This window comes from Pseudoxanthomonas sp. P4_B2, assembly GCF_056402315.1.
Genome location: NZ_JBFUHQ010000004.1, coordinates 298,770 through 322,043 on the forward strand (window position 1 = coordinate 298,770; position 23,274 = coordinate 322,043).

General features: G+C 63.7%; 25 protein-coding genes and 2 pseudogenes. 12 read left to right on the forward strand and 15 right to left on the reverse strand.

Features of this window, described 5'->3' with window-relative positions; translation table 11 throughout:
- Positions 1–39 precede the first annotated feature (39 nt).
- Positions 40–990: an isoaspartyl peptidase/L-asparaginase family protein gene (locus AC1DTQ_RS12465; RefSeq protein ID WP_477849969.1), complete on the forward strand. Its 951-nt coding sequence runs from the start codon at positions 40–42 to the stop codon at positions 988–990.
- 266 nt (positions 991–1,256) lie between these two features.
- Entirely contained in the window at positions 1,257–2,630 is a 1,374-nt protein-coding gene (locus tag AC1DTQ_RS12470) for a S8 family serine peptidase (RefSeq protein WP_477849970.1), read from the forward strand.
- A gap of 91 nt (positions 2,631–2,721) precedes the next feature.
- Here the strand turns inward: AC1DTQ_RS12470 and AC1DTQ_RS12475 are convergent, their stop codons facing one another.
- Together AC1DTQ_RS12475 and AC1DTQ_RS12480 are read right to left on the reverse strand one after the other, a co-directional pair.
- A complete protein-coding gene (locus AC1DTQ_RS12475; RefSeq protein ID WP_477849971.1) occupies positions 2,722–3,183 on the reverse strand; it encodes a VOC family protein in 462 nt (153 codons plus the stop codon).
- Positions 3,184–3,256: 73 nt separating this feature from the next.
- Positions 3,257–3,958, reverse strand: coding sequence for an SGNH/GDSL hydrolase family protein (locus AC1DTQ_RS12480; RefSeq protein ID WP_477849973.1), 702 nt, complete (start codon positions 3,956–3,958; stop codon positions 3,257–3,259).
- A gap of 146 nt (positions 3,959–4,104) precedes the next feature.
- On the opposite strand from AC1DTQ_RS12480, the gene AC1DTQ_RS12485 reads away from it, so the two are divergent.
- The 8 genes from AC1DTQ_RS12485 to AC1DTQ_RS12520 all read left to right on the forward strand — a co-directional run bounded on the left by AC1DTQ_RS12485 (position 4,105) and on the right by AC1DTQ_RS12520 (position 9,679).
- A complete protein-coding gene (locus AC1DTQ_RS12485; RefSeq protein ID WP_477849974.1) occupies positions 4,105–4,491 on the forward strand; it encodes a diacylglycerol kinase in 387 nt (128 codons plus the stop codon).
- Positions 4,492–4,505: 14 nt separating this feature from the next.
- Positions 4,506–5,249, forward strand: coding sequence for a TerC family protein (locus AC1DTQ_RS12490; protein WP_477849975.1), 744 nt, complete (start codon positions 4,506–4,508; stop codon positions 5,247–5,249).
- A 121-nt stretch (positions 5,250–5,370) separates the two neighbouring features.
- Positions 5,371–6,009 carry a LemA family protein gene (locus AC1DTQ_RS12495; RefSeq protein ID WP_477849977.1) on the forward strand — a complete coding sequence of 213 codons (639 nt, stop codon included), beginning with the start codon at positions 5,371–5,373 and terminating at the stop codon, positions 6,007–6,009.
- A gap of 23 nt (positions 6,010–6,032) precedes the next feature.
- On the forward strand, positions 6,033–6,929 hold the full coding sequence (locus AC1DTQ_RS12500; protein ID WP_477849978.1) for a TPM domain-containing protein: 897 nt from the start codon (positions 6,033–6,035) through the stop codon (positions 6,927–6,929).
- Complete coding sequence (locus AC1DTQ_RS12505) at positions 6,929–7,420, forward strand: TPM domain-containing protein (protein ID WP_477849980.1); 492 nt, start codon at positions 6,929–6,931, stop codon at positions 7,418–7,420. The genes AC1DTQ_RS12500 and AC1DTQ_RS12505 overlap by 1 nt, the downstream gene beginning before the upstream one ends.
- Positions 7,421–7,501: 81 nt before the next feature.
- Positions 7,502–8,389 (forward strand): prolipoprotein diacylglyceryl transferase, encoded by an 888-nt coding sequence (lgt, locus tag AC1DTQ_RS12510; RefSeq protein WP_477849981.1) that lies wholly within the window; start codon positions 7,502–7,504, stop codon positions 8,387–8,389.
- Positions 8,386–9,180 carry a thymidylate synthase gene (locus AC1DTQ_RS12515; protein WP_477849982.1) on the forward strand — a complete coding sequence of 265 codons (795 nt, stop codon included), beginning with the start codon at positions 8,386–8,388 and terminating at the stop codon, positions 9,178–9,180. The genes lgt and AC1DTQ_RS12515 overlap by 4 nt, the downstream gene beginning before the upstream one ends.
- Positions 9,181–9,184: 4 nt before the next feature.
- The gene (locus AC1DTQ_RS12520) at positions 9,185–9,679 is read left to right on the forward strand and encodes a dihydrofolate reductase (protein WP_477849984.1); all 495 of its coding nucleotides are present in this window, start codon (positions 9,185–9,187) and stop codon (positions 9,677–9,679) included.
- Between the two features lie 9 nt (positions 9,680–9,688).
- Here AC1DTQ_RS12520 and AC1DTQ_RS12525 read toward each other — a convergent pair whose 3' ends face one another.
- From AC1DTQ_RS12525 to AC1DTQ_RS12570, 10 genes and pseudogenes are all read right to left on the reverse strand, one after another.
- Positions 9,689–10,327, reverse strand: a complete 639-nt coding sequence (locus AC1DTQ_RS12525; RefSeq protein WP_477849985.1) for a DUF1287 domain-containing protein — start codon at positions 10,325–10,327, stop codon at positions 9,689–9,691.
- 2 nt (positions 10,328–10,329) lie between these two features.
- A pseudogene (locus tag AC1DTQ_RS12530) lies at positions 10,330–11,157 on the reverse strand (symmetrical bis(5'-nucleosyl)-tetraphosphatase); the annotation flags it as partial.
- Between the two features lie 11 nt (positions 11,158–11,168).
- Positions 11,169–11,549 carry a Co2+/Mg2+ efflux protein ApaG gene (gene apaG, locus AC1DTQ_RS12535; protein WP_477849987.1) on the reverse strand — a complete coding sequence of 127 codons (381 nt, stop codon included), beginning with the start codon at positions 11,547–11,549 and terminating at the stop codon, positions 11,169–11,171.
- 24 nt (positions 11,550–11,573) lie between these two features.
- Positions 11,574–12,371, reverse strand: coding sequence for a 16S rRNA (adenine(1518)-N(6)/adenine(1519)-N(6))-dimethyltransferase RsmA (gene rsmA, locus AC1DTQ_RS12540; protein ID WP_477849988.1), 798 nt, complete (start codon positions 12,369–12,371; stop codon positions 11,574–11,576).
- Between the two features lie 9 nt (positions 12,372–12,380).
- Entirely contained in the window at positions 12,381–13,358 is a 978-nt protein-coding gene (gene pdxA, locus AC1DTQ_RS12545) for a 4-hydroxythreonine-4-phosphate dehydrogenase PdxA (RefSeq protein WP_477849989.1), read from the reverse strand.
- Entirely contained in the window at positions 13,359–14,681 is a 1,323-nt protein-coding gene (locus tag AC1DTQ_RS12550; RefSeq protein ID WP_477850095.1) for a peptidylprolyl isomerase, read from the reverse strand.
- Between the two features lie 14 nt (positions 14,682–14,695).
- The gene (lptD, locus tag AC1DTQ_RS12555) at positions 14,696–17,110 is read right to left on the reverse strand and encodes an LPS-assembly protein LptD (RefSeq protein ID WP_477849991.1); all 2,415 of its coding nucleotides are present in this window, start codon (positions 17,108–17,110) and stop codon (positions 14,696–14,698) included.
- A 138-nt stretch (positions 17,111–17,248) separates the two neighbouring features.
- Positions 17,249–18,157: a histone deacetylase family protein gene (locus tag AC1DTQ_RS12560; RefSeq protein WP_477849993.1), complete on the reverse strand. Its 909-nt coding sequence runs from the start codon at positions 18,155–18,157 to the stop codon at positions 17,249–17,251.
- Positions 18,158–18,214: 57 nt separating this feature from the next.
- Entirely contained in the window at positions 18,215–18,769 is a 555-nt protein-coding gene (locus AC1DTQ_RS12565; protein WP_477849994.1) for a cob(I)yrinic acid a,c-diamide adenosyltransferase, read from the reverse strand.
- Positions 18,770–18,789: 20 nt separating this feature from the next.
- Positions 18,790–19,389: a hypothetical protein gene (locus AC1DTQ_RS12570; protein ID WP_477849996.1), complete on the reverse strand. Its 600-nt coding sequence runs from the start codon at positions 19,387–19,389 to the stop codon at positions 18,790–18,792.
- A 72-nt stretch (positions 19,390–19,461) separates the two neighbouring features.
- On the opposite strand from AC1DTQ_RS12570, the gene ubiH reads away from it, so the two are divergent.
- Positions 19,462–20,700 carry a 2-octaprenyl-6-methoxyphenyl hydroxylase gene (gene ubiH / locus AC1DTQ_RS12575; RefSeq protein WP_477849997.1) on the forward strand — a complete coding sequence of 413 codons (1,239 nt, stop codon included), beginning with the start codon at positions 19,462–19,464 and terminating at the stop codon, positions 20,698–20,700.
- Entirely contained in the window at positions 20,697–21,896 is a 1,200-nt protein-coding gene (locus AC1DTQ_RS12580; protein ID WP_477849998.1) for a UbiH/UbiF family hydroxylase, read from the forward strand. Before ubiH ends, AC1DTQ_RS12580 begins: the two co-directional genes overlap by 4 nt.
- A gap of 8 nt (positions 21,897–21,904) precedes the next feature.
- Here the strand turns inward: AC1DTQ_RS12580 and AC1DTQ_RS12585 are convergent, their stop codons facing one another.
- The 3 genes and pseudogenes from AC1DTQ_RS12585 to AC1DTQ_RS12595 all read right to left on the reverse strand — a co-directional run.
- The gene (locus AC1DTQ_RS12585) at positions 21,905–22,627 is read right to left on the reverse strand and encodes a hypothetical protein (protein ID WP_477849999.1); all 723 of its coding nucleotides are present in this window, start codon (positions 22,625–22,627) and stop codon (positions 21,905–21,907) included.
- An 80-nt stretch (positions 22,628–22,707) separates the two neighbouring features.
- Entirely contained in the window at positions 22,708–23,043 is a 336-nt protein-coding gene (locus AC1DTQ_RS12590; RefSeq protein ID WP_477850000.1) for a hypothetical protein, read from the reverse strand.
- A 3-nt stretch (positions 23,044–23,046) separates the two neighbouring features.
- Positions 23,047–23,253, reverse strand: a pseudogene (locus AC1DTQ_RS12595) (alkylphosphonate utilization protein); the annotation flags it as partial.
- Positions 23,254–23,274 lie beyond the last annotated feature (21 nt).

The window sequence follows — 23,274 nt, forward strand, 5'->3', positions numbered from 1 at the left end:
GAAGCGGGTATCCTGCACACTTTCCTACCTCGCATTCACATGACGCACAGCAGCCAATCCTTCGCCCTAGCCATCCACGGCGGCGCCGGCGTAATCGAGCGAGACCAACTATCCTCGGCTGAGGAACAATCCATCCGCGCCGATCTGGAGGCCGCTCTCGAAGCCGGGCGCCTCATTCTCGTCGACGGCGGTAGTGCGCTTGACGCGGTCGAAGCGGCAGTGGTGGCCCTGGAGGAATCCCAGCGTTTCAACGCAGGCAAAGGTTCGGTCTATAACGCCGAGGGCAGGCACGAACTGGACGCTTCCATCATGGAAGGGAAGACCCGTCGCGCAGGTGCGGTGGCAGGGGTGGAAACCGTGCGCAATCCGGTGCGGCTCGCACGCGCGGTGATGGAGCATTCGCCGCATGTGATGATGATCAGCGCGGGCGCAGAAAGGTTTGCCGACACCCAGCCGAAAATCGAACGCGTGAGCAACGACTGGTTCGATACGGATACCCGCCGTACGCAGCTCGATCAGGAACAGGCGCGCGAAAGCAGCGAGGCCGGCGACGAAAGCCTGCGCGGAAAATACTTCGGCACCGTCGGCGCGGTCGCCCTCGATTCGCAAGGGAATCTCGCCGCCGCCACTTCCACAGGTGGCATGACCAACAAGCGCTATGGACGCGTCGGAGATTCGCCCTTGATCGGTGCAGGCACCTGGGCCGACGAACGCTGCGCGGTCTCGGGAACGGGCTGGGGCGAATTCTTCATCCGCAACGTGGTCGCGCACGACATCGCCGCGCGCATGGCGTATGGCGGCGCCAGCCTTGCGGTCGCCGCCGACGCGGTCATTCTGCAGCGCGTGCCTGAACTCGGTGGCGATGGTGGCGCCATCGCGGTGGATCGCGACGGCAATATCGCCATGCCGTTCAGCACCGCGGGCATGTATCGGGCCTGGATCGGAATCGATGGATCGCGAGGCACGGCGATATTCGACGCGACGGACTGATTCGAGAAAGCCGCATCTGCAGACGTCGTTGTACTCAGATCGATAACGTAAAAACGCTTTCTACTAGCGCTTTCTGTACGGCATGCCGGCATGGAGTAATGCACGTTTCTTTGAATTGCTCCCCGTACAAAAAGTGAGATGCCTATTAAGGAGAATTTTCCATTTCGCTTGCTAGCTAAAGCATTGCGGCCCTCTTGTAATTGACTTAGCTTTCGGCACGGCCAGTCCATTCCGGACGGCCTGGTTATCCACATGGAGTGTCAGAGATGATTGCTAAGCATCGTTTGGGTTTGCTGGCTGGTGCGGTTCTGGTCGCACTCGGTACTTCGTTCGCAGTGCAGGCGGGCGGACGTTCCGATCTGGTTCTACAAGCATTGGGAAAAGGCCGCGCGCATGCGAGCGGCGAGTTGCTGGTCAAGTATCGCGATGGCGCCAGCGTCGCCAATCTGGAGGCGCTGAATCATGGCTTGGGTGCGCAGAAACTGGAAACGGTGCGCGCCGGCAATTCGAAGAAAGGCGAACTTGCGTTACTCAAACTTCCCGCAGGGCTGGACGTCGCCGCGGCCGTCCGCGCGATCAACGATGATCCCGCGGTGGAATATGCCGAGCCGAATTGGATTTATCAGCACCAAGCGGTTTCCAACGACACTTATTACACCAATGGTTCGTTGTGGGGTATGTATGGCGATGCCACCACGCCGGCCAATCAATACGGTTCCCAGGCCGGCGAAAGCTGGGCCAGTGGCCACACCTCCTGCGGCAATGTGATCGTCGGCGTGATCGACGAAGGCATCTACTACCAGCACGAAGATCTCGCCGCCAATATCTGGACCAATCCCTACGATGCGGCGGACGGCGTCGACAACGACGGCAACGGCTACATCGACGACGTGCGCGGTTGGGACTTCGACGGCAACAGCAACAACATCAATTCGGGGGGCGCCAACGACGATCACGGCACCCATGTGTCCGGCACCATCGCCGGCTTGGGCGGCAACGCCAAGGGCGTCGCCGGCGTCTGCTGGAGCGGCGTCAAGCTGATCAGCGGGAAATTCCTGGGTCGTCGCGGCGGCACCACCGCCAATGCGATCAAGGCCATCGATTATTTCAACGACCTCAAGACCCGGCATGGGTTGAACATCGTCGCTACCAACAATTCATGGGGCGGCGGCGGATTCTCGCAGGCATTGCAGGACGCTATTGGGCGCGCCAATACCGCCAATATCCTGTTCGTAGCCGCTGCCGGCAATGATGCGTACGACAATGACGTGACCGCCAGCTATCCTTCCAACTATCCCAACGCGAACATCATCGCCGTGGCGTCGATCACCAATACCGGCGCTTTGTCGAGCTTCTCGCAGTGGGGCAAGGTCATGGTGGATCTGGGTGCGCCGGGGTCGGCCATCATGTCGAGCGTTCCCGTGAGTTCGAAGGGTTTGCTGGTCTCCGGCTACGCAAGTTATAGCGGCACCTCCATGGCGACGCCTCACGTCACCGGTGCAGCTGCCCTGTACGCCTCGACGCGTCCAGGCGTGACCGCCGCCGATATCAAGGCAGCCATTCTCGCCAATACGGTGCCGACGGCGTCCCTGCAAAACAAAACGGTGACGGGCGGCCGCCTCAATGTGTCCGGCTTCTGATTTATAGCTATAGCGTCCTGTTTTGCCAGAAGGCCTGGTTGATGCCGGGCCTTCTGCTTTTATAAACGAAATCCACCAGACAATGGATCTGCTACTGCTGTTTGCTCCATTCGGCCATGCGTTTCTGCATTTCCTCGGGAGCCACTTCTTCCAGATGGGTGGCCAGCGACCACTTGTGGCCGAACGGATCGATTACCGTGCCGATACGGTCGCCCCAGAATTCGTTCTTCAACGGCCGATCCGCCTTGGCTCCCGCTTTGACGGCCCTGTCGTAGGCCGCATCTGCGTCAGGCACGTAGATCATGAAGCTGGCGGTCGCGCCGCCTCGCTTGTTCGGTCCCAATGCGTTCATGTCGGGAAACTCATCGGCCAGCATCAGATGGGTGTCGCCGATCATGATCTCGGCGTGTCCGATCTTGTCGCCCATCGGAAGGCGGTATAGCTCTTCGGCGCCGAAGGCTTCGCGATAGAAGTCGAGCGCCTTGGCGGCATCGTCGACCATCAGGTAAGCGGTAACGGTGTGGTAGCCATCGGGAATGTAGTTAACGGCCATGGGCGGGGTTCCGTTGAGGTAGGTGTCGCGGAATCTATCCCGTATCGGGTTACGGATGCGTTACCGGTGAGCTTCAATGGCCGCTCAGATAGGGCGCGACCTTCTGCCGCCAAAGTTCGTATCCGGCGCGATTCATATGCAGCCGGTCTTCGACGAAGAGTTCTTCGCGCGGCTGACCGTTCGCATCCAGCATGGAACTGAAAACGTCGATGTAGTCGACGTGCAAGCGTCCTGCTTCGGCCTTGATAAGCGCATTGGCCTGGCGTTGCGCCTCCAGCAGTCCGACGCGCGAGGGGCTGGGTTTGTTGGAGATATACGCGATGCGCGCCTTGGGCAGGTCACGGCGCACGCGCTGGACGAAGGTGCGGAAGTCCTGTTCCACCTGCTGCGGTGTGCGGCCCGCCTGCAGATCGTTTTCGCCCGCGTAGAGCACGATCTGCCTGGGCGCATACGGAACCACGATGCGATCGGCGTAGAAGGTACTGTCGCGGAGTTCCGATCCGCCGAAGCCGCGGTTGATCACCGGTACGCCGGGAAAATCCTCCGCCAGCGTCTCCCAAAACCGGATCGACGAACTGCCGACGAAGAGCACGCCGTGCCGCGGCGGCGGGGATGCGGCGTCCAGTGCCGCGAAACGTTGCATGTCCTGTTCCCAATCGGCGTTGGAGACCTGTTCGGGAATGCGCGGGGGCCCCTTGTGCGCGGGCGGAGCGCTGGTGCAGGCGGTCAACAGGGTCAGCAGGCTGGCGAGAACAAGATGGCGCAGTAACAGCATCAGGGGCGGATCCTCTGGTTTTCGCTAGTGAAACAGCCCGCGCCGACCGGTGCAATTCGGGTGGCCGCCGCTGCCTTGTGGCAAAATCGACGCCTCACCCGCGAATTCCTCCCAGCCCATGCCCATTTTCGCTGAGCTTTTTCGACATGGCCGATGAAAAAGGGCATCTGCCGCGAGGGCCGGGCAGGATACTGAAGGCAACGGTCTGGTCGTTCCAGGGCCTGCGCGCGGCCTGGTTGCACGAGTCCTCGTTCCGCCTGGAATGCTACCTGCTGGTCGTGCTGGGGCCGCTGGCGATCTGGCTGGGCGAAAGCGGCATCGAACGCGCGCTGCTGATCGGCAGCTGCCTGCTGGTGCTGTCGGCCGAGCTGCTCAATTCGGCGGTGGAAGCGGTGATCGAACGCTACGGCCCCGAGTTCCACGAACTCGCGGGGCGCGCCAAGGACATGGGTTCGGCCGCCGTGTTCGTGCTGATGATGAACGTATTGCTGTGCTGGGGGCTGATCCTGGGCCCACGAATTTTTTCGCTTTGAAGGATTGATTGACGATGAGTTTCGAATTTCTCGCCGACCCCAATGTCTGGCTTACTCTGGTCACCCTGAGTGCGCTTGAAATCGTGCTGGGTATCGACAACCTGGTGTTCATTTCCATCGCCGTCGGCAAACTGCCGGAACATCAACGCGACGTGGCCCGCAAGTTCGGTATCGCCGTGGCCTGCATCACGCGCATCGCGTTGCTGATATCGCTGGCGTTCCTGGCGCGCATGCAGCACGACCTGTTCAGCGTATTCGGCATGGGCATTTCGGTGCGCGACCTGGTGTTGATCCTGGGCGGCATCTTTCTGTTGGTGAAGGGCAGCATGGAAATCCGCGAGCTGATCACCGGCGGCCACGACGAAGACCCCAACACCACTAGAGCTTCCGGCGTATTCGCGATGGTGATCCTGCAGATCGCCGTCATCGACATCGTGTTCTCGCTGGATTCGGTGATCACCGCGGTGGGCATGGCGCAGCACATTCCGGTGATGGTGGCCGCAATCCTGCTGGCGGTGGCGGTGATGCTGCTGGCCGCCAATCCGCTCGGCCACTTCATCGACGCCAATCCCACCATCAAGATGCTGGCGTTGGCCTTCATCGTGCTGATCGGCGCGGTCCTGATCCTCGACGGCCTCGAGGTGCACGTACCCAAGCCGTACATCTATTTCGCCATGGGTTTCTCGGTGATGGTGGAATGGCTGAATCTGCTGATGCGCCGCCGCGGCGCGCAGCACCAGCATCCGATCGTGCCGTAACGAGCTTCTCACGGGGCTTATGGGCCGGGTTCGCCCGGCCCGACGGGACGCAGCCTTGGCAGTTGCGCTGAAGTCGGTGCGGTGCTGCAATGCCGGCAATCCAATCGGAAGGACTTCCGCCATGCGCCTGCTTTCGCGTTCGCTCCTGATCTTCGGCCTGGCCGCGCTGCTTGCTGGCTGCGGCTATAACACCATCCAGCAGAAGGACGAAGCGGTCAAAGCCGGCTGGTCGGAAGTGCTGAACCAGTACAAGCGCCGCGCCGACCTGATCCCCAACTTGGTCAAGACCGTGCAGGGTTACGCGCAGCACGAAGCCAAGGTACTGACCGACGTGACCAATGCGCGCGCGAAGGTCGGCCAGATCCAGGTCAACGCCGACGATGCCGCTTCGCTGCAGCAGTTCCAGGCTGCGCAGGGCGAACTGTCCAGCGCGCTGTCGCGCCTGCTGGTGGTCACCGAGAACTATCCGAACCTGAAATCCGACCAATCGTTCCGCGATCTGCAGGCGCAATTGGAAGGCACCGAGAACCGCATCACCGTCGCCCGCGGCCGGTATATCGAAACCGTGCAGGGTTACAACACCTACGTGCGTTCGTTCCCGCAGAACCTCACCGCCAAGCTGTTCGGCTACAAGGAAAAGCCCAACTTCACCGTGGAGAACGAGGCGCAAATCTCCGAAGCGCCCGCGGTGGATTTCGGCAACACGCCGCCGCCGCCGGCTCCGCCAGCACCGCCGCCGCCGCCCGCGCCCGGCAACTGATCGGTGGCGGATAGCTGATCGACATGCTGCGACGCGCGCTCGCGCTCGCCTTCCTGCTGTTCGCCTGCCTGCCCGCGTGGGCGCAGCAGGCGGCGGGGGCGGGGGCAATCCCGGCGCTGACTTCGCCGGTGGTGGACACCACCGGTACGCTCAGTGCGGAACAGAAACAGCAGCTGGAACAACAAGCGCTGGCCCTGCAGCAACGCAAGGGCAGCCAGCTGCAGGTGCTGATGATTTCCAGCACGCAACAGGAAACTATCGAGCAATACACGCAACGCGCGTTCGACCAATGGAAATTGGGCCGCGAAGGCGTGGACGATGCGGTGATCCTGGTCGTGGCCAAGGACGACCGCCGCGTGCGTATTCAGCCTGGTTACGGATTGGAGGGAGCTATTCCCGACGCCATCGCCAACCGCATCATCCAGGAGTATCTGGTGCCCAAGTTCCGCGCCGGAGATTTCGGCGGCGGGATTCTAGAGGCGACCGCACAACTCAGCCGGCTGATCGAGGGCGAGCAGCTACCCGCACCGGTGAGCGACCACCGCAACGACGATGGTCGTCGCGGGGGCGGGGACTGGCTGTTCGCCCTGTTCGCCGCCTTCATCGCCGCCACGCTGGTGCGTGGCGTATTCGGCAAGGCGCCCAAGGGTTTGCGAAGCCTGTTCACCGGCGGTGCGGCCGGCGGAGTAGCCTGGTTGCTGTCTTCGATCATTCCGCTGGCGGGCATCGCCGGGTTGTTCGGGCTGATTTACGGGTTGATGTCGGTTTCGGCCGGCCGCTACGCCAGCCAGGGCGGTTGGGGCGGATTCGGGGGAGGCGGCTGGGGCGGTGGCGGCGGTGGTTTTGGCGGCGGAGGTGGCGGTGGCTGGTCCGGAGGTGGCGGCATGTCCGGCGGCGGCGGTGCCTCGGGGAGCTGGTGATGCGACTTCTCCGCCATCTCTTTGCGCGCTCGGCCCGCCATCTGTTTCCTGAGGACAGCCTGCATCGGATTGCCGATGCGATCGCTGCGGGCGAACTGCGGCATCGCGGCGAAATCCTGTTCGCGGTGGAATCGGAGCTTTCTCCGGGCATGGTGCTGCGTGGCGTGCAGGCGCGTGCGCGCGCCGAAGCCGCTTTCGCGCGCTTGCGCGCCTGGGATACCGAGGCCAACAACGGTGTGCTGATCTATCTGTTGCTGGCCGATCACCGCATCGAGATCGTCGCCGACCGCGGCCTGAACGGCCGGGTCAGCGCGGAACAATGGCGCGGCGTCTGCCAGTTGATGGAGGAACGCATGCAGGCGGGCGAGCCGGAACAGGCGGTTGTGCATGGTATCCAGGCGGTTTCGGACCTGCTTGCCGAGCATTTTCCCCAGATCGACGGCACTCCGGACCGCGACGAACTGCCCAACCTGCCGCTGATCCTGGATTGATTTTCTCCTCCTCTTGAAGGGGAGGGCTAAAGCAGCGGTACTCGGGCAAAATAGGGCCTTGCCCAACCCACTGCAGGCTTCATGACCTACCTCCACCAGATCGACCCGATCGCGCTTTCCCTCGGCCCGCTCAAGATCCACTGGTACGGCCTGATGTATCTGCTGGCCTTCGCCAGCGCATGGTGGCTGGGGCGCCAGCGCATCCGCGCCGGGCGCTTGCCGGGCGTGGACATGAACGGACTGTCGGATCTGGCGTTCTACGGCATGCTGGGAGTGGTGCTGGGCGGACGCATCGGCTACATCCTGTTCTATTCGTTCGGCGCGTTCCTCGACAACCCCTTGATGATCTTCAAGGTGTGGGAAGGCGGCATGAGTTTTCACGGCGGCCTGTTGGGGGTGATGGCGGCGGCGCTGTGGTGGACGCGCAAACAGAAGATCCATTTCTTCGACACCATGGATTTCGTGGCGCCGCTGGTGCCTGCGGGGCTGGGTTTCGGGCGCATCGGCAATTTCATCGGCGCCGAGCTGTGGGGCAAGTACACGCAAGCGGGCTGGGGCGTTATTTTTCCCAGCACCGATCCCAACGTGCTCAAGCTCGGCTTGAGCGCCGCGCAGTTGCAGGCGCAGTACGCGGCCGGTGCGCTGGACAAGTTCGCGCGGCATCCGTCGCAGCTCTATCAGGCGTTCCTGGAAGGCCTGGTGATGTTCTGCGTGTTGTGGTGGTTCTCGCGCAAGCCGCGACCGCGCTATGCGGTATCGGGAATGTTCGCGCTGCTCTACGGTGTGTTCCGTTTTCTGGTGGAATTCGTGCGCGTGCCGGACGAAGGCATCGGTTATCTTGCCTTCGGCTGGCTGACGATGGGCCAGCTGCTGAGCCTGCCGCTAATCGCGCTGGGCCTTTTCCTGTTTTGGCTGTCGCGCCGTTCGCCCACCCTGCAACCGGTGATTCCCGTTGAGGACGCTGCATGAAGCAATACCTCGATCTGCTGCGCCACGTGCTCGACCAGGGCACGGAAAAATCGGACCGCACCGGCACCGGCACGCGCAGCGTCTTCGGTTGGCAAATGCGTTTCGACCTCAATCAGGGTTTTCCGCTGGTTACGACCAAGAAGCTGCACCTGCGCTCCATCGTGCATGAGCTGCTGTGGTTCCTGAAAGGCGAAACCAATATCGCCTATCTGAAGGACAATAAGGTCGGCATCTGGGACGAATGGGCCGACGAGAACGGCGAGCTCGGTCCGGTCTACGGCAAGCAGTGGCGACGCTGGGCCACCGCCGATGGCGGCGAGATCGATCAGATCGAATGGGTCGTCGACGAGATCAAACGCAATCCCGATTCGCGCCGTTTGATCGTCTCGGCCTGGAACGTGGCGGACCTTCCGAAGATGGCGTTGATGCCGTGCCACACGCTGTTCCAGTTCTACGTGGTCGAAGGCAAGCTCAGCTGCCAGTTGTACCAGCGCAGCGGCGACATCTTCCTGGGCGTGCCGTTCAATATCGCCAGCTACGCCTTGCTGACGCACATGGTGGCGCAGGCCTGCGGACTGGGCGTGGGCGACTTCGTGCACACGCTGGGCGACGCGCACCTGTATTCGAACCATTACGAGCAGGCGCGCGAACAATTGTCGCGCGAGCCGCGTGCGTTGCCGAAGTTGCGGTTGAACCCGGAAGTAACCGACTTGTTCGCCTTTACCTACGACGACATCGAGATCCACGGCTACGACGCAGCGCCGGCGATCAAGGCGCCGGTGGCGGTATAGGCGCGTGCACGTTTCGCTGATCGCAGCGCTGGATCGCAATCGCGGCATCGGCAAGGACAACGATCTGCCGTGGCGTCTGCCCGACGACTTGAAGCGCTTCAAGTCGCTCACGCTCGGCAAGCCGGTACTGATGGGACGCAAGACCGCCGAATCATTGGGTCGCGCGCTTCCGGGCCGGACTAATCTGGTGCTGACGCGCTCCGGCCGCGTGCCGTTCGAAGATATGCGAGCGGTGGCGTCGGTCGACGAAGCACTAGCCTTTGTGCGCGCGCATGACGCTGAAGAGATCTGCGTGATCGGCGGTGCAGAGATCTACGCGGCGACGCTGCCCTTGGCGGACAGGCTGTACCTGACGCACGTGGATACGAAAGTTGAAGACGCGGATGCCTTCTTTCCGCGGTTCGATCGATATCAGTGGAAGATCGTATCGCGCCAGTCGCATCCCGCCGACGCGCGGCACGCATTCGGGCTCGAGTTCGTGGACTACGAACGGGCGTAAGCGCCGTCGTTACAGCGCTGGGCGGTAATGTCCGATGATCGTGTGCGCAAACAGAATATCGTCTTCCACCGCGCCACTGCCGATGTTGTGGATGACCAGCGGCGTGCCTTCACGCGTCTTGCGGTCGGACACGATGCCGATATGGAGCAGGCCGCTGCCGGTGAGCTTCCAGGCGGCGATATCACCGCCAACGTAGTCGTCCGCGTTCGTGGTGATCGGTTGCGACCAGCCTTCGCGTTCGAACCAGCGCATCTGGTTGGGTACGCGGCGATGGTCGATATGGGGGTTCGGCGCCTTCAGTCCCCAGTTCTGTGGATACGCGGCGAAATGCGCGCTTATGTCCTCGTGGATCGCGCGTTGCAGGTCCAGGCCCTGAGTGCGCAGCGCGCGCACGGTCACGTCGGTGCACACGCCGCGCTCGACGGGAACGTCGCCGCCGGGATAAGGCATTTCGACATAAGCCGAGTCGTACACGCGCGTGACGCCGATCTGCTGGCGCGCCGCGGCCACCAAAGGCGGGGATGGCTGCGCGGTCGCGGCAACGCGCGTTGCGGACTCGCGCTCGGCAGGCGGTTTTGTCGAGGTTGAAGAGTCGCAGGCAGCAAGCAGCGCTAACAGCATCAGCCCGCTGACACGGATCGGCTTCACCCGGGAGGCGTCACATCGCGCCCCGCCACCTGCACGATCCGCAATTCGTCCGTGTCCAACTGCAGTGCAGTCAGTTTTCCGCCCCACACCGCGCCGGTATCGATGGCATGGACGCCATGGCCGATCATCAGGCCGAGCGTTGACCAGTGTCCGCATACGATCTTCAGATCGCGCTCGGCCCGTCCTGGCACCTCGTACCAGGGATAGAGGCCTTGGGCCTGTGTCCCCGGACCGCCTTTCTCCTCGATCGCCATACGCCCGCGCGGCGTGCAATAACGCATGCGGGTGAGCACATTGATGATGGCGCGCGAGCGGTCGTAGCCGCCCAGCTGCGGCGACCAGTTGGGCTTGTCGCCGTACATGTTGCGAAACAGCTTGCGGTAGCCGTCGCCGTGCAGTTGCTTCTCGACTTCCCGTGCATGCTTTTCGGCCAGGGTCGTGGTCCACTTCGGCGCCAGGCCGGCGTGGATCATCATCCAGCCGAGTTCGCGGTCGACATGCACCAGTTCCTGCATGCGCAGCCAAGTGAGCAGTTCGTCGCGATCATCGGCCAGCACGATGCGTTGAAGGTCCAGGTTGACCTTGCGCTGTTCGTCGGGAGTGCGTTCGCCGATGGCCAGCAGCGAAAGATCGTGGTTGCCCAGCACTACGATGCTGTTAGCGCGCAGCGAATGCACCAGCCGGAGGGTTTCCAGCGATTGCCCGCCGCGGTTGACCAAGTCGCCACAGAACCAAAGTTTGTCGGCGGCCGGATCGAAACGCAGACGCTCCAGCAGGCGCTGGGTGGCGTCGTAGCATCCTTGCAGGTCGCCGATGGCCCAAACGCTCACGCGGCGCTTCCTCAGTGCACCGTGCGCGGAACGGACAGGGTGAAGGCCGCGATGGGCGCATCGAAGCGCGTGCCGTCGTCGGCCAGCATGTCGTAGCTGCCCTGCATGGTGCCCAGTGCGGTTTCCAGCACTGCGCCCGAGGTGTATTCGAAATCGTCGCCGGGACGCAGCCAGGGTTGTTCGCCGACCACCCCTTCTCCGCGCACTTCCTGGATCTTCCCGTTCGCGTCGGTGATGATCCAATGGCGTCCCAGCAGCCGCGCCGGCACCTTGCCGTGGTTGCGGATATGGATGGTGTAGGAGAAAACGAAGCGCCCGTCCTCGGGTACGGATTGGTCGTCGAGGAAACGGGTGGCTACGTCGACGGCGATGGCGTAGTCGGAAGGGCTCATGCCCACAGTGTATGCAAAGCCGGCTTAAGGTTCGACCCGTTCGGCAGAGGGCAGGTTGGCCAGGCGTACGAAACCCGCGACTTCCACCTGTTCGGCGCGCGCATCGGGACGCAGCCCGGCAGCTTCGATCTGTTCGGTAGTGGCCACGCCCATAAGCGCGTTGCGCAGGGTCTTGCGTCTTTGGCCGAAGGCGGCGCGGACCACGTCGGCGAACCGCTTTGGATCGTCGACGCCGATGGTTTCCGGCGTGCGTGGCACCAACCGCACGACTGCCGAGTCCACTTTTGGCGGCGGCCGGAATGCGGCCGGCGGCACATCGAACAAAGGCGTGACCGAGCAATAAGCCTGCAGCATGACGCTAAGACGTCCATAGACCTTGCTGCCGGGGCCGGCGGCCATGCGGTCCACGACCTCTTTCTGCAACATGAAGTGCATGTCCCGCACCGCTGCCGCGTGGTCCAGCGCATGGAACAGGATCGGCGAGGACAGGTTGTAGGGCAGGTTGCCGACCAGACGCAGTTTTTCTTCGCCGGCCATGCGGGTGAAGTCCACTTCCAGCACGTCCTTGTGGATCACGGTCAACTGGCCTACGCCGTGCGCGGCCTGCGACAGCGGAACCACCAGATCGCGATCGAACTCGATGGCGGTCAACTGACCATGTTTGCGCAACAGGGGAAGGGTGATCGCGCCCTGACCGGGGCCGATTTCCACCAGCCTATCGCCGGGCTGCGGATTCACCGCCAACACGATCATCTCGATCATGCCGCGGTCGGTCAGGAAGTGTTGGCCCAGGGATTTCTTGGGCGGCGCTTTGAAATTCATCCGGCGAGTTTACGTTGCGCGGCGGCGCGCGGCGATCAGCGCGCAGGTTTCTACTGCGGCGAACAGGCTGGAAGGATCGGCGAGGCCTTTGCCGGCCAGGTCCAGCGCGGTGCCATGGTCCACCGCGACGCGCGGATAGGGCAAGCCCAGGGTCAGGTTCACCGCGCGCTCGAAACCGCTGTACTTGAGCACCGGCAGACCCTGGTCGTGGTACATCGCCAGCACGGCATCGAAGCCGACCAGCTTCTGCGGAAGGAAGGCGGTGTCGGCAGGCAGCGGGCCCACGAGCCGGAGACCTTCCTTGCGCAACGTTTCCAGCACGGGCTCGATCACCTCGATTTCCTCGCGCCCCAGGTGTCCTGACTCGCCCGCATGCGGATTCAGCCCGAGCACGGCGATGAGCGGCTTCGCGATTCCGAAATCATTGCGCAGCGCCTGTTCGGTGATGCGCAGCACACGGAGCAAGGTGGGTCGGTCGATCGCGTCGGCCACCGCGCGCAGCGGAAGATGAGTAGTGGCCAGCGCCACACGCACGATGTCGTTGGCCAGCATCATCACTACGTTGCAACCGGCGCGTTCGGCCAATAGTTCAGTGGTGCCGGTGTAGGCGATACCGCCGGCGTTGATCGCGGCCTTGTGCACCGGGCCGGTGACCAGACCATCCAGTTCGCCGTGCAAACAGGCATCGGATGCGACGTTCAGCGCATCGATGACCGCGTGGGCATTGGCCGGATTGGTGCTGCCGAAAAGATTGGCTACCGCGTTGGGAATGGGCCGCAGGCGCAGATCGCCGGGAAGGTTTGCGGTATCGCCTGCTTCGAGCAGGCGTAGCGGCAAATCCAAGGCGCGCGCGGCGGCTTGCAGGGTATCCGCGTCGCCAAAGGCCAGCAGCTCGCAATCCGACCGCGGCTGCTGCGCCAGGCGCACGCACAATTCCGGACCTATGCCGGCCGGCTCGCCTGGAACCAGCGCGAGCGCGGGTTTCACTCAGCCGCCGTCGGTGGCGGCCGCTTTGTCGCCGTCGCCATTGCGGACGTTGACGTAGGCTTCGCCACGCAGTTCTTGCAGGTAGCGGTTGTACTCGTCTTCCAGCTTGCGGCGGCCGATGGTCTCGCGCACCTGCGCGCGCTGGCTGGTGCTGGTGACGTCGGTCTGGCGTTCGCCGATGCGCTGCGCGATATGCCAGCCCGCCTCGGTGCGGAACGGCGCCGAAACTCCGCCATCGGCGGTGCTGGTGATTTCCTTGCCGAAGGCCGGCCCGAACGCGTTGGCCTCGAACCAGCCCAGGTCTCCGCCTTCGCTCTTGCTGTTGGCGTCTTCGGAGGATTCCTTGGCGACTTCGACGAAATCGGCGCCGCCGGCGATGCGCGCGCGCAGCGTATCGATCTTGGCCTTGGCGGCCGCCGCGTCTTGCACAGGGGTGACGCGGACCAGGATATGGCGCGCATGGTATTCGGTGACGGTCTTGGCGGCTGCCTGGCTGCCATCGCGAACTTCCACCAGCTTCAACAGCTGGAAGCCGCTGGGCCCACGGATGGGGCCGACTACCTGACCCGGAGTCATGGTCTTCAGCATTTCGGCGAAGGCGGCCGGAATCTCATCCAGGCTGCGCCAACCCAGGTCGCCGCCTTCCAACGCGTTGGGGCTGTCCGAGTAACGCACGGCCGCGGCGGGGAAATCGAGTTCGTTCCTGTCGACCAGGCCTTTGACGCCTTCGATCTTCTTCTGCCCAGTGGCGATCTGCTCGGCGGTAGCGCCTTCGGGCAGGCCGACCAGGATATGGGCCAGGTGGTATTGACTGTTGTTGGCCTGCGCAGCGATGGCCGCGTCGACCTCGGCCTCGCTCACCTGGATGCGGCTCTGCGCGAAGCTCTGGCGCAGGCGCTGCACGGTGATCTCGTCGCGGATCGAGCTGCGGAAGTCGTTGAAGGAAACGCCTTCTCCTGCCAGGCGTTGGCGCAACGCGTCGACCGAAACGCCGTTTTGCTGGGCGACGGCGGCTACAGCATTGTTCAACTCGTCGTCGCTGACCCGGATACCGGTTTCGGCGGCGCGCGCCACCTGCAGTTTCACCAGCACCAGGCGTTCGAGCACCTGGCGTTCCAACACCTCGCGCGGGGGCAGCTGTCCGGGCTGGTTGGCGTACTGCGCGGTGACGTTCTTCACGGCACGGTCGAGTTCGCTCTGCAGGATCACGTCTTCATTGACCACGGCGGCAATGCGGTCCAGCGGTTGCAGGTTCTGGGCGGCCACGGGAGTGGACGCCGTCAGCGCGGCAAGCACGCCGGCGAGGAGCAGTCGGATAGTCATAGTCTTCATGGGGTTCATTCCGGTCCGGAATCGTTGTCGTCGGGGTCCGGCGTAGTGTTGCTTGGCGGGACGAGATAGAGGTCGTCGCGGTAGTAACCGAGAATAGCACGGCGCAGGGTGCGCTCCGTGTTCTGGCCGGCCGAACCGAGACCCTTGAGCACGAACTCGACCTGCAACGCATTGTTGAGATCGCCTTCGCGATTGCGGACGTAACGCCGCGCGACCACGCGCACGGCCAGACAGCAGCTGTCCCATTGCACGCCGGCAATGGCTTCCAGCGGCTTCTTGTCCAGGATCGAATAGTAATAGCGGCCGACCACGCTCCAGGTGGGCGTTATGGGGTACAGGAACGAGAAATCGGCCTGCTCTAGCAGATCGGCGCCGTTGGAGACATTGCGGCGATAGCGATAGCCGAGATTGATCACACCGTCATCGGGGAGCAGATAGCGCGCGCGCAGGCTGGATAAGTCTTCGCGTCGGAATTTCGGATTCCATTGATAGGAGGCGCCGATGGTCCAGCGATCGGTGGGCGCGTAGTTGACGTCCGCGACCCAAGCCGACTTGCCGCTTTCCACTGGCACTTCGCCGGGCGCGGTGACGCGCGATTCGTCGAAGTAGAAAATCTGCCCGAGGCTCGCGGAGAGTTTTTCGTGACCATCGGCTTGACGGAGCAGGCGGCTGGTCAGGGCCAGAGTCAGCTGATTGGCATCGGTCTGTCGATCCGGCCCTGAGTACCGGTTGTCACGAAACAGCTGGCCCCAGCTGAAGGTGAGAGGACGGGTATCGAAGATCGGCAGGCCGCTCTGGTCGCGGTACGGGGCATTCAGATAGAAAATCCGCGGCTCCAGTGTATGCAGGTAGCGCTCGCCCTTGATCTCGGTATCGCGGTCGAAGAACAAACCGGCGTCCAGCGTGGCGATAGGCAGGCTGCGCGAAGGACTGGTATCCGTGAACGCTGGATTGGAGGCGAATTCTTCATCTAGCTTGTAGCTGGTGTAACGCCAGGCCAACGTAGGCGTGATGTACCAGGAGGCGCCTTGCAGGGGCATCGACACGAAAGGTTTAAGGTCTATGCGGCTGCCGCCCGGCGTAGTGTTCAGGCTGTTGGCATCGAGCACCTGGTTGTGCTGGAAGCGGACGGCCTCAGCATCGATGCCAGCGGTAAACCAGCGTCCGAACGGCTGTTCCCAATTGAAGTAGACGCGTGGTAAGCGGTTATAGGGCAAGGAGCCTTCGGTCAGCGTGTAGTCGGACAATTGCCAGACATCGGCCATGGCGCCCGCGTTCCAGTAGCGCCCACGTCCGTAAAGACCCACCGTGCTGACCAACGAGGTGGCGGAAAGGCCATACAGGGAATTGCTGAAGTCCTCGACGTAGCGCGAATCGCTGACCCAGGCCACGTCCGCACGCGCCTGCCATTCGCTGTTGAGGTTATGGAAACCGCTGTAGCGGAACATGCCGCGGTTGTCTTTGCGCAGCGGGTCGCCATAGGGGTCGGGTTCGCCGTTGGCGTAGTCGCGCTCGCGTTCTTCGACCAGATCGTCGTTGGGCATCCAGTTGAGGTCGAACGTGCCGCGCCCGCCCTCGTATAGATAGCGGAACTGCCCGCCCAGCGACAAGCCACGGTCGCTCATGTACCGAGGGATGATGGTGGCGTCGTAATTCGGCGCCAGATTCAGATAGATCGGCTGCCGGTAATCGAAGCCGTTGCGTCCGGACATGCCGATGGCCGGATACAACAGGCCGGTATGGCGGCGATCGTCGATCGGAAACTTGATCCACGGGACATACAGCACCGGCACCTTGCCGATACGGATGGTGGCGCCGCGGGCCACGCCCCAACCTTCGTCGGTGTCCACGTCGATGCGGTTGGAGCGAAGCTCCCACACGCGCTGCTGTGGATCGCAGGTGGAGTAGGTGGAGCTATTCAGGCGGCCTTTGGCGCCGGTGAGGTCGATGCTTTCGGCGCCGCCGTTGCCGCGCCGCGAGACCAACTGGTACTGCACGTCCTCGATCTTGTGGCTGTCGGTGTTCTGGTCGCCATGCGCGCGCGCGGCGATGACGCGCATGGTGCCGTCCTGGTAGCGCACGTTGCCGTCGGCCACATAAGTGTCCGTTTCCTGGTCGTACTTCAGGTTGTCGGCTTTGAGGAATTGATCGCCACGCACCAATTCAACATTACCCTCGTAGGCCATGTTCGATTCGGTGCCGCTTTGGCGGTCACCTTCGATCGCTGTCGGCTGAGTTGCTCGCTGTTCGCGCGCCTGCGCAGCGGTGGTGCCCGGCTTGGCCGCGGCGGCCCCGTCGAACGCAGGAATCGCGTCAGTGATCGGGCACAGGTCCCAGTTGTCGGGTTTGTCCTCGGCCAGCGCCGGTAGGCACAAAGCGATACTGAACGGCAGCGGTAGCAGGCGAAGGACTGGGCGCACGCGGTGTAAGGCTCGTCGGAAGGAGGTCAAAAGCGGCCGCTAGCTTGCCGTATCCCCAGCATACGGGCAATGAAAGCCCGCGGAAGGTTTCGGGCGAGGTTCATCATGCGCCCCGGGTACCCGGTCGCCAAGCCGGCGTCAGCGCAGTTCGTTGACATGGGCCACGCTGCACTCGCGCAGCGCTTGCAGGTCGTATCCGCCTTCCAGCAGGGACACGACTCGACCCGAAGCGTGGCGATTGGCGATGGCCCGTAGTTCGCGGGTCAGCCAGGCGAAATCCTCGGTTTCCAGCATCAGGTCGGCCAGCGGATCGCGCATGTGCGCGTCGAACCCGGCCGAGATGAGCAGTAACTGCGGGCGGAAATCGTCCAGAACCGGCAGCAGGGTGTCCGCCCATACGTTGCGGAAGCGGAAGCCACCCGTGCCCGGCGGTAGCAAGGCGTTGAAGACGTTGCCCACGCCGCGCTCCCGCGGCGTGCCGCTGTTCGGATAGATCCCCGACTCGTGGGTGCTGAAGTAGTCCACCCGCGGCTCTTCATAGAAGATGTCCTGCGTGCCGTTGCCGTGGTGCACGTCGAAATCGACGATGGCGACGCGTTCGAGCCCGTGCCGGTCGCAGGCGTGGGCCGCGGCCACCGCCACATTGTTGAGCAGGCAAAAACCCATGGCGGTGTTGCCGGTGGCGTGGTGGCCCGGCGGGCGGACCGCGCAGAAGGCGGTTCGGCTGTCGCCCAGCATGACCGCATCCACCGCCGCCACCGCGGCTCCGGCGGCGCGCAGCGCGGCGGCGCGCGAATGCGGGCAGGTCACCGTATCCGGATCCAGCATGCGGTAACCATCGAAATCGCTGTCCAGCACTTCCCGCAACAATGCCTCGGTATGCACGCGCCGCAAGTCGCCGAGCTTGGCGGGTGGCGCTTCGCGCCAGTCCAGATCGCTGTGTTCGGCACGCAGTCCGGCCAGCACCGCTTCCAGCCGCGCCGGTCGCTCCGGGTGTTCCGGGCCCGGGTCGTGGGCCAGGCAGGCGGGGTGGGTGTAGATGATCATGGCGGGCGAAGTCGCTAGGCGGAGTGCTGGGCGGAGTGTCGGGTAAGAAGCCGCGACTCAGGAGTGGCGTCCTTCGTGGTTCCACAAGACTTCCCCCTGGCCATCGGCGCGGGCCAGCACTCGCGCCAGGACGAACAGCAGGTCCGAGAGCCGGTTGAGGTAGCGGATGGCCTCCGGCCGGACGGCATCGTGCCGTGCCAGAGTCACGGTTTCGCGTTCGGCGCGACGGACGATGGTGCGCGCCAGGTGGCAGCGCGCAGCGGCTTCGCCGCCGGCGGGCAGGATGAAATCCTTGAGCGGGGGCAAGGCTTCGTTGTACTGGTCCAGTTGGCGTTCCAGCGCGTCCACATCTTCGGCATTGATGGCCGCATGCCCGGGAATGCAGAGCTCGCCGCCCAGGTCGAACAACTGGTGTTGCACTGTAGTCAAAAGTTTGCGGATGTCTTCCGGCACCTGCGCCGCCAGCACCACGCCGATACTGGAATTGGCTTCATCCACCGTGCCGTAGGCGTTGACCCGCGCCGAGTCCTTGCCGACGCGGGTGCCGTCTCCCAGCCCGGTGCTGCCGTCGTCGCCGGTGCGCGTGTAGATCTTGGAGAGCCGGTTACCCATGACCGAGGCTCAGGCGCGGCTTAGCGCGACGCTTTGGCCTGCGCCCGCAGGCGTGCGGCCTGAGTTACGCCGACGTGGACGATGACCGCCAGGCCTACGTAGATCGCGCTGGTGCGCAGATAAGGGACGAACCAGTCGCTGTAGTTCTTCCACCAGCCGGCGAAAGTCGGATTGGCGACGCTGTCGCTGATCCAGTAGAAGCTGCCCTGGCTCAGCAAGTGGCAGAGCACCACCGACCCGAACAAGCTTGCCGCCAGCACGGCCAGCGCCTTGCCATTGGCCTCTTTGTAGAAGCGGCGGGTCAGCATTCCGCCGAACCAGAGCGCGAAGTAGGCCGGCACCAGGAACCAGTAAGCGGCCGACATGCAGTAGTGGGCGAAGAAATCCATGCCCTGTCCGCTAATCACCACATAGTCCACGAGGACCGCCAGCGCCATGAACACCGGGAATGCCCAGCGTGTCCACGTGCGCAGGTAGAAGCCGCCCAGGAAGAACGCAGCCCACGACGCATCCGGCACCGGCCCGAAGTGGGTCAGGGACGTCGGCAGGTTCAGCCGTGTCGCGACCATCAGCGAGAGGATCAGGGTGAAGACGACGGCGCGCTGGAGTTTGCTGTTCATGGAAGGCCTTTCCGGGAAGCTCAGGCGCTCATTCTAACGGAGAGCCCGACGCAGCGGGCTTATCATAGGCGCATGACCGAAACACACGACGTATCCACCCACGATGTGCCCACGCACGATGTACTCATCGTCGGCGGCGGCTTGGTCGGCGCCAGCCTGGCCATCGCGCTCGATCGCCTGGGGCTGGACGTCGGCTTGGTGGAGGCCACGCCCGCCGGCGTCATGCCCGCGGTCTTCGACCAGCGCAACCTCAGCTTTGCCGGCGCGACGGTCAACGCGTTGACCACGCTGGGGGTGATGGCGAAGCTGCGCGCGCCCGTCGGCCAGATCCGACGCATCCATGTCAGCCGACAGGGCGATTTCGGCAGGGCCAGGCTGGAGGCCGCCGACTACGGGCGCGAGACTTTCGGGCAGGTCGTGGTCGCACGCGATTTCGGCGAGGCGTTGGAAGCGCGACTATCGGAACTGCAGCGGCTCACGCGATACCGACCGGCGCGCTTTGTCGGCCTGAGCGAATCGCAGGAAGGATCACGCGGCCTGCGCATCTCCGACGAGCAGGGCGAACGCGAACTTTCCGCACGCCTGCTGGTCGCCGCCGATGGCACCCGCAGCGGCCTGCGCGAGGCCTTGGGAATCGGCGCCAGCGAACATGATTATCGGCAGACCCTGTTCGTTGCGCGCATGCGCGCCGAGCAGGCCCCGGACGGCACCGCCTATGAGCGTTTCGGCGAGCACGGCCCGACCGCGCTGCTGCCGCGTGGCGACCGCCATTTCGGCGTGGTCCACGGAGTGGCGAGCGAGCGTGCGGAGGAAATCGCCGCACTGGATCCTGCGGCGTGGATCGACCGCATCCAGAACGTCTTCGGCTGGCGCGTGGGCCGTTTCCTTTCCACCGGCGAGCGCAGTGTCTACCCGATCATCAAGGTAGTGGCCGAACGCACGATCGCTGCGCGTGCGGTGTTGCTCGGCAACGCAGCGCAGACCATTCATCCCATCGGCGCGCAGGGCTTCAACCTAGGTTTGCGCGATGCGCTGACCCTGGCCGAATTGATCGAACAGGCGCAGGACCCTGGCGCTTCGGCTTTGCTGGAAAACTATGCGGAACGGCGTCGCGAGGACCGGCAGCGCACGCTGGAATTCTCCGACGGGCTGGCACGCATTACCGGCAATGCATCGCCATTGGCGCGTCCGTTACGCAGTCTCGGTTTACTGGCGGCCGACAATTCTTCGGCATTGCAGTCGATGCTGGTGGGCGGCGCGATGGGGTTCCGCGGCAACGTCCCAGCGTTATGCCGCGAGGAAGTGCGATGAATCGACGCGCCCGCCTCGATATCGCGATAGTGGGTGGTGGCGTAGTGGGAGCAACTTGTGCGCTGTCGCTGGCCAAACTCGGCCTGGAGGTCGCGCTGATCGAAGGGCGCGAACCTGCGCATTGGTCTGCCGGCACATCGGATCTGCGGGTCTATGCCTTCGCGCCGGATAATGCGGCGCTGCTCGACGGCCTCGGCGTTTGGGATTCCGTTCGCAGCGCTCGCGCCCAGGCCTACCGGCGCATGCGCGTATGGGACGCGTCGGGCGGTGGCGAACTGTCGTTCGATGCCGACATGCTGGGGCGCGACCAGTTGGGATGGATCGTCGAGAACAACCTGCTGGCCGACCGTCTGTGGGCAGCGCTGCCGGCAGCGGGTGTGCGGCTGCATTGTCCGGCGCGGGTCGAATCGATGGAGCAGGACCCTTCGACAAGCTCAGGGAAGGCTGGCGGCGTGCGTCTGCGGTTGGACGACGGTACGCGTGTGGACGCGCAGATCGCCATCGCTGCCGATGGCGCCGATTCCACGCTGCGCCAACTGGCGGGCCTGCACGTGTCTTCGCACGATTATCAGCAGCGTGGCGTGGTGGCTTTTGTCGAGACCGAGAAGCCGCATGAACTGACCGCATGGCAGCGGTTCCTGCCGGGCGGCCCGCTCGCCTTCCTGCCGTTCGTGGACGGTCGCAGTTCCATCGTCTGGACCTTGCCGAACGACGAGGCGGATCGGGTGTTGGCGCTGAGGGACGAGGCTTTCGATCACGAATTGACCGGCGCTTTCGAAGCGAGGCTGGGCCAGGTGCGTGTGGTCTCCGCTCGTGCGGCTTTCCCTCTGCGCCGTCAGTTGGCCGAAGCTTACGTCTCCGGCAAAGTGCTGCTGGTGGGCGACGCGGCGCACGTGGTGCATCCGCTGGCCGGGCAGGGCGTCAACCTGGGTTTGCGCGACGTCGCCAGGTTGCGGGACTCCATCGCCGATGCGCAGTCGCGGCGCGTGGATTGGTCCTCGGCGCATCGCCTCGCGCGCTGGTCGCGCGAATGCCGCAGCGAGAATGCCGCCGCGGCTTATGCGTTCGACGGCATCAACCGCATGTTCTCGAACGACGAGATGCATGCCACGCTGTTGCGTGGATTCGCGCTGGGGCTTGCCGGGAAATTGCCGCCGTTGGCGAATTTGTTCTGGCGCAAGGCGTCGGGTTTGTAGCGCGCTCTCTATCCCGGAATAAACGGAAACACAATCTTCAGCAGTCCCTTCAACCCGCCTTCGGCCGTGCTCACGATCGCTTTCGCGCCCAGGCTATTGAGCGCGTTGCGCACTTCCTGCCAACGCAACTTGGTCACGTCTTTCTTCAGCAGATCGGCGACTTCTTCCGCGGCGGGCGCCAGCTTGTTCAACTCGTCGATGATCGCCTTGGGGTCGGGTTGGAGGTAGCCCCATTTTTCGGCGATCTTGAGCAGAGTGTCGAAACGCACCGCCATCACGTCGCGATTGCGTTCGTATACCGGCAGCGCACCCACATCGAGGATCGCCTGCTCGAACTGCTGCTGGTCGTCGGGATGCTCCACGCGGATCGCCAGGAAGCCTTCCTTCTTGCTGCGTTCGCTGACGTGCTTGGCGCCGGAGCGCAGGTTGTCCTCGGTCAGCACGCTGGCCACGATCCGCTGCAGGGCCGCGTCGCTCTCCTCAGGCACCAGCGCCCGCCAGCGGGCGTAGCCATCGCGACGCAAGGCCTTGACCTTGGCCGGGGTCACCCGCAAGCGCAATGCGGCGGCGGCATTGGAGTCGCTGCGCTGGATGGCGCCGTCGCGTTCCAGCAGCACGAAGATCAGCAGTTCCAGATCGCGCTTGGTCAGCGACTGGAAACCCTGCAGCAGGGTCAGTCGCAGGAATTCGTTGGCGAACCCGGCGGGGTCCTTGAGTTCTATGGGTTGCATGCTGGCTTTCCTCGTCAGGGGAGTAGCTTGCCACGCCAGGATTGCAGGGGATGAGACCGCGCCCTTGCCGAAGGGCTGGTTCAGCGCGCCAGAGCGTAGGCGGCCAAGGCAAATGCAAGAATTGCGACGGTGGTCGCGATCAAGGTCAGCTGGCTGGCACGGTGCAGTCGACGCTCGGCCTGGTCCGCGCCCACCTGCAGGACTTCGATGGTCTTCTGCATGTCGGTGGCCAGCTTTTTGATCGAGTCCGCATTCTGTGTCGCCGCATCCTGTAACTGGGCGATCTGCTCGTCGATCAAATCCATTCGTGGCTGGTGGCTGTCATCCACCTGCGGCGTGCGGGTGAACAGCGGGCGTGCCATGCGGATGATTTCAGGCAACGAGGAAGCGGCGATGGTGATCCAGGTGGCGGCCATGGCTCAGGCCTTTTTCAGGAAACAGGTTTTCAGCACCAGGTCCTTGATCTTCTCCACCTTGCATTCGATCTCTTCCTCGTCTTCGGTCAGGTGGATGCCCTTGATCAGGGTGCCGCGCTTGATCGTCAGCGAGGTGCCCTTGACCTTGAGATCCTTGATGACGGTAACCGAATCGCCTTCGCTAAGCGGGGTGCCGTTGCTGTCTCTTACGTTCATGGCGTGTTCCTGGAA